This is a genomic window from Microbacterium sp. (genome assembly GCF_031178525.1).
GTDB lineage: Bacteria > Actinomycetota > Actinomycetes > Actinomycetales > Microbacteriaceae > Microbacterium.
The window spans coordinates 1-5197 of the sequence record NZ_JAPSJA010000172.1 but is presented as its reverse complement, the minus strand read 5'-3'; the positions used below and the strand labels follow the sequence as shown (position 1 = coordinate 5197).

Genomic DNA, 5197 nt, shown 5'->3' with positions numbered 1-5197 from the left:
CCCGATCGCGATCGCGCACTGGCGCCGCTTCGCGCGCCCGTCACGCGGCGGCACCGCGATCTTCCTCGACGACCTCTTCACGGCACCGGACGCGCGCGGCGGCGGGATCGGCCGTGCGCTGATCGCGTACCTGCAGCGGATCGCGGACGCCGAGGGGCTGCTCGAGGTGCGCTGGATTACGAGCGAGACGAACACCGACGCGCAGCGCCTGTACGAGCGTGTGGCCGAGCGTGCGCCCTTCCTGACCTACATCGCACCGCCGCTTCCGTGACGTCCGCGTCCGAGCCGTAACGGGAGGACATCCCGGGCGGTCGGGCACGACGCTCCCGCCGGTACAATCGACCAACCCCACCCGCAGCACCCCGAGGATCGCCATGCCCCGCATCTCCGAATCAGGACTGTCCCTCGCCGTCGTCGGCGCCACCGGCCAGGTCGGCACCGTGATGCGCGAGATCCTCGCGGAACGCGCCTTCCCGATCCGCGAGCTGCGCCTGTTCGCGACGTCCCGTTCTGCGGGCACCACCATCGAGTTCGAGGGCGTCGACGTGGTGGTCGAGGACATCGCGACGGCCGACCCTGCGGGCATCGACATCGCCCTGTTCTCGGCCGGCGCGACCGGCAGCCGCGCGCACGCGCCCCGTTTCGCCGAGGCCGGCGCGATCGTGATCGACAACTCCAGCGCCTGGCGCATGGACCCGGAGGTTCCGCTCGTCGTGAGCGAGGTCAACCCGCACGCGATCGGGCAGGCCGTCAAGGGCATCATCGCCAACCCGAACTGCACGACAATGGCGGCCATGCCCGTGCTCAAGGTGCTCGACGCCGAAGCCGGTCTCGAGCGCCTCACGGTCAGCACGTACCAGGCCGTCTCGGGCTCGGGACTCGCGGGCGCGAACGAGCTGCTCGGCCAGGTCCAGGCCGTGCTGCAGCAGGATGACGTGCTGGGGCTCGTGCACGACGGGTCCGCGGTCGCGTTCCCGGAGCCGCAGAAGTACGTCGAGCCCATCGCGTTCGGCGTGATCCCGTTCGCGGGGAACCTCGTCGACGACGGCCTGAACGAGACGGACGAGGAGAAGAAGCTCCGCAACGAGAGCCGCAAGATCCTCGAGCTGCCCGAGCTGCGCGTGTCCGGAACGTGCGTGCGGGTGCCGGTCTTCACGGGCCACTCGCTGTCGATCAACGCCGAGTTCGCGCGGGACATCACGCCCGAGCGCGCGCGTGAGCTGCTGGCGGACGCTCCGGGCGTCGCACTCGAGGAGGTGCCCACGCCGCTCAAGGCCGCGGGCAAGGACCCGAGCTTCGTCGGGCGGATCCGTCCCGACCTCGCCGCGCCGGAGGGCAAGGGCCTCGCGCTGTTCATCTCGAACGACAACCTCCGCAAGGGCGCGGCACTGAACGCCGTGCAGATCGCCGAGCTCGTCGCCGCGGATCTCTCCGCTCGCGCCGCCGTCTGATCCGCATCGCCTCGTCGACACCGGGGAGGTGCGCGCGATCAGCTTTGCCACATCGCAAGAAGGCGTGTTCTTGCGATGCTGGGGCGGACCCTATGGTCCGAGCACCGGATGCGCGCGCCTAGACTTGACGGGTGAGCGAAACCGTCGACGTCGTGCTCATCGGTGGCGGAATCATGAGCGCCACCCTGGGCACGCTCCTCAAAGAACTGCAGCCCGACTGGAAGATCGTCGCCTTCGAGCGGCAGGGTGAGGTCGCGCAGGAGAGCTCCAACGCGTGGAACAACGCGGGCACGGGCCATGCCGCCCTCTGCGAGCTGAACTACATGCCCGACGCGGACGACCCCGCCAAGGCCGTCCAGATCAACGAGCAGTTCCAGCAGAGCCGCCAGCTGTGGACGGCGCTCGTGGCCAAGGGCGTCCTCGACGAGCCCAGCACGTTCATCAATGCGACCCCGCACATGACGTTCGTGCGCGGCGAGAAGGATGTGGCGTACCTCAAGCGCCGCTACGAGACGCTCAAGCGGCAGCCGCTGTTCGCGGGCATCGAGTACTCAGAGGACTCTCGCGTCATCAACCAGTGGGCGCCCCTGCTGATGCAGAAGCGCCGCAAGAGCGACGAGCCGTTCGCGGCCACGCGCACGCCCTCGGGCACCGACGTCGACTTCGGGGCGCTCACCCGCCAGATGTTCGACCACCTCACGGCCAATGACGCGGAGCTGCGCCTGAACCACGAGGTGAAGGGTCTGAAGCGCCAGAAGGACGGCACCTGGCTCGTCAAGTACCGCAACCGGGTCGGCAAAACCCCGGGGGAGCTGCGGGCGCGCTTCGTCTTCGTCGGCGCGGGCGGCTGGGCGATCAAGCTGCTGCAGGCATCCGGCATCAAGGAGATCCGGGGCTACGGCGTCTTCCCGATCGGCGGTCAGTTCCTCAAGACCACCAACCCCGAGCTCGTCGCGCAGCACCGGGCGAAGGTCTACTCGCAGGCCGCCGTCGGCGCGCCGCCCATGTCGGTGCCGCACCTGGATGCCCGCATGGTCGACGGCGAGGGATCGCTGATGTTCGGCCCGTTCGCGACGTTCAGCCCGAAGTTCCTGAAGGACGGTTCGCTCCTCGACATCGTCACGCAGGTGCGCGGGCACAACCTCGGCTCGATGCTGAAGGTCGGCGCCACGAACCTCGATCTCGTGAAGTACCTCGTGAGCGAGCTGCTGAAGGATCGCGAGCGCAAGCTCGACAGCCTGCGGGAGTTCATGCCGACCGCGAAGGACGAGGACTGGGAGCTCATCCAGGCCGGTCAGCGCGCCCAGGTGATGAAGGACGGCAAGCTGCAGTTCGGCACCGAGGTCGTCGCCTCCGCCGACGGGTCCATCGCGGGCCTGCTCGGCGCCTCCCCGGGCGCGTCGACGGCCGCGACGATCATGCTCAACGTGCTGAAGAACTGCTTCGCCGAGCGGCTGGACGAGTGGGAGCCGAAGCTGCGCGAGCTCATCCCGACGTACGGCGGCTACCTGAATGGCGAGCCGGCCCGGGCCGAGGAGTCGACGCAGGCGACCGCCGAGGCGCTGCTGCTCACGGCGTGACGACGTGACGTTGATCACCGTCGCGGCGATCGCGTTCGTGCGCGACGACGGTCGCGTGCTGACGGTGCGCAAGCGCGGCACGTCGCGCTGGATGCTGCCGGGTGGAAAGCCCGAGGCGGGCGAGCGGCCGATCGACACCGCGGTCCGCGAGGTGCGCGAGGAGCTCGGCATCGAGGTCTCGCCCGACGAGCTCGAGCTGCTCGGTGCGTTCGACTCGCATGCGGCGAACGAGGTCGGGCACGCCCTGCGCGCCACGGTGTTCGCCGCGTGGCACGAGGTCGACCCCGTCGTCCAGGCCGAGATCGACGGCCTGCGATGGTCGGATCCGGAGTCGCCGGATGACGCGGAGGCTCCGCTGAACCGCGATCTCGTGTTCCCGCTGCTGCGCGAGCGGCGCGGATCCGTGCGCTGATCATCCGGATCACCCTGCCCGCCGTGGGCAGGCGCTCGTATGCTGGCAGGGAACCATCCCCTGGAGCACGGACATGAGCGCACCCGAACGACACACGCGTCAGACCGACGCGCGCCGCGTCGTGTTCGAGTTCGATCAGGCGGTCGACCGGATCGGCGAGGAGGCCGCGTTCCAGGCGCTCGGGCCGCACCGTCAGGCCGCCCGCTATCTCGCCGAGGCGCACCGCATGCTCGACGACGTGCGCGCCGTGATGCATCGGATCGACGCGGGCTCGCACGACCCGATGCTGCGCCCGAGCGCACAGCGCCGGATGCACGCGGTCGCGGTCGAGATCGCGCGGGCCGGGATGCGCGACGCCGAACGCGTGAAGCTCACCGCGCAGCGGCTGACGAGCCAGATCGTCGCCCCCGATGCGATCCGCAGCGGCAGCATGAAGGGCGTGATCGTGGGGCCGCTGCGCGACGGTGCGACGAAGATCACCGCATGGAGCGTGGAGAAGTGGACGGGATCGCCCGTGGTGGCCGCGCAGCTTCCCAGCACGACGGTCGCGACCACCTCGACGGCCAAGGCGGAGCGGATCACGCGCCACGGACAGGTGCCCGCGCGCCGCATGAACGCCACGTCCGCGCGCGCGTGGCGGCGCGTGGGGCTGGCATCGGCGGTCACGACGGGCGGCGCCCTTGCCGCGTACGGCGGCTGGACGCTCCTGGCTCAGCTGTTCTTCTAGGCTGGATGCGTGGCCAAACTGTACTTCCGCTATGGCGCGATGAACTCCGGGAAGTCGACGGCGTTGCTGCAGGCGGCCTACAACTACGAGGAGCGCGGCCAGCGCGTGCTGCTCGCGAAGCCGGCGATCGACACGAAGGGCGCCGATCAGATCGAGTCGCGCCTCGGCGTGACGCGCACGGTCGACTTCCTGATCGGTCCTGACGACTCGGCGCGAGACCTGTTCCTCGCGCAGCGCGAGCGCGTGCGCACGGACGAGGCGCTGATCCCGGGGGAGGGGACGCGCGATGTCGCGTGCCTGCTCGTCGACGAGGCGCAGTTCCTGACGGCTCCGCAGGTCGACGACCTGTTCCGCATCACGGTCGAGTGCGGCATTCCCGTGATGGCATACGGCATCCGCACCGACTTCCGCACGGAGGCCTTCCCCGGATCGCGCCGCCTGCTCGAGATCGCGCACTCGCTCGAGGAACTCAAGACGATCTGCCGCTGCGGTCGCAAGGCGCTCTTCAACGGACGGGTGGTCGGCGGGCGGTTCGTGTTCGACGGCGATCAGGTCGCGATCGACGCGGCGACGGCGGCCGTGCGCGACGAGCACTTCGTCACCTACGAGTCCCTGTGCGGCACGTGCTATCTCGAAGAGTCCGGCGACGTCCTCGCCCCGCGCTGAATCGGAAGGGCGCCGACGCGTTGTCACGCGCCCGAGGAGCGAGCGAGCCGGTTCTGAGAGGATGAACGCATGAAGGTTCTCCTCGCCGGCGGTGCCGGTTACATCGGTGCGCACACCGCCGTCGCCCTGCTCGACGCCGGCCACGAGGTCGTGCTGCTGGACAGCCTCGACAACACGAGCGCGGTCGTGGAGCAGCGCATCGCGCAGATCACCGGCAAGAGCGCACCGCTCGTCGTCGGCGACGCCGCGGATGACGAGCTCGTGGAGCGCGCATTCGACGAGCACGGTCCGTTCGAGGCGGTCATCCACTTCGCCGCGCACAAGGCGGTGGGCGAGTCCACGCAGCGCCCCCTCGACTACT

General features: G+C 69.8%; 7 protein-coding genes. All 7 read left to right on the top strand.

Translation table 11 applies throughout. The features are described 5' to 3' along the window. Positions 1-271, top strand: a 271-nt coding sequence (locus tag RIF89_RS10715; protein ID WP_309069099.1) for a GNAT family N-acetyltransferase, incomplete at its 5' end; no start/stop codon positions are given. Positions 272-374: 103 nt separating this feature from the next. Beyond that, complete coding sequence (locus RIF89_RS10710) at positions 375-1451, top strand: aspartate-semialdehyde dehydrogenase (protein WP_309069098.1); 1077 nt, start codon at positions 375-377, stop codon at positions 1449-1451. Between the two features lie 131 nt (positions 1452-1582). Then, positions 1583-3031 carry a malate dehydrogenase (quinone) gene (gene mqo, locus RIF89_RS10705; RefSeq protein ID WP_309069097.1) on the top strand — a complete coding sequence of 483 codons (1449 nt, stop codon included), beginning with the start codon at positions 1583-1585 and terminating at the stop codon, positions 3029-3031. Positions 3032-3035: 4 nt separating this feature from the next. Further along, positions 3036-3443 carry an NUDIX domain-containing protein gene (locus tag RIF89_RS10700; protein WP_309069096.1) on the top strand — a complete coding sequence of 136 codons (408 nt, stop codon included), beginning with the start codon at positions 3036-3038 and terminating at the stop codon, positions 3441-3443. 73 nt (positions 3444-3516) lie between these two features. Next, on the top strand, positions 3517-4170 hold the full coding sequence (locus RIF89_RS10695) for a hypothetical protein (protein WP_309069095.1): 654 nt from the start codon (positions 3517-3519) through the stop codon (positions 4168-4170). A gap of 9 nt (positions 4171-4179) precedes the next feature. Continuing rightward, positions 4180-4836 carry a thymidine kinase gene (locus RIF89_RS10690; protein WP_309069094.1) on the top strand — a complete coding sequence of 219 codons (657 nt, stop codon included), beginning with the start codon at positions 4180-4182 and terminating at the stop codon, positions 4834-4836. A 69-nt stretch (positions 4837-4905) separates the two neighbouring features. Continuing rightward, positions 4906-5197 (top strand): NAD-dependent epimerase/dehydratase family protein (locus RIF89_RS10685; protein ID WP_309069093.1); only part of this gene is annotated, 292 nt, incomplete at its 3' end.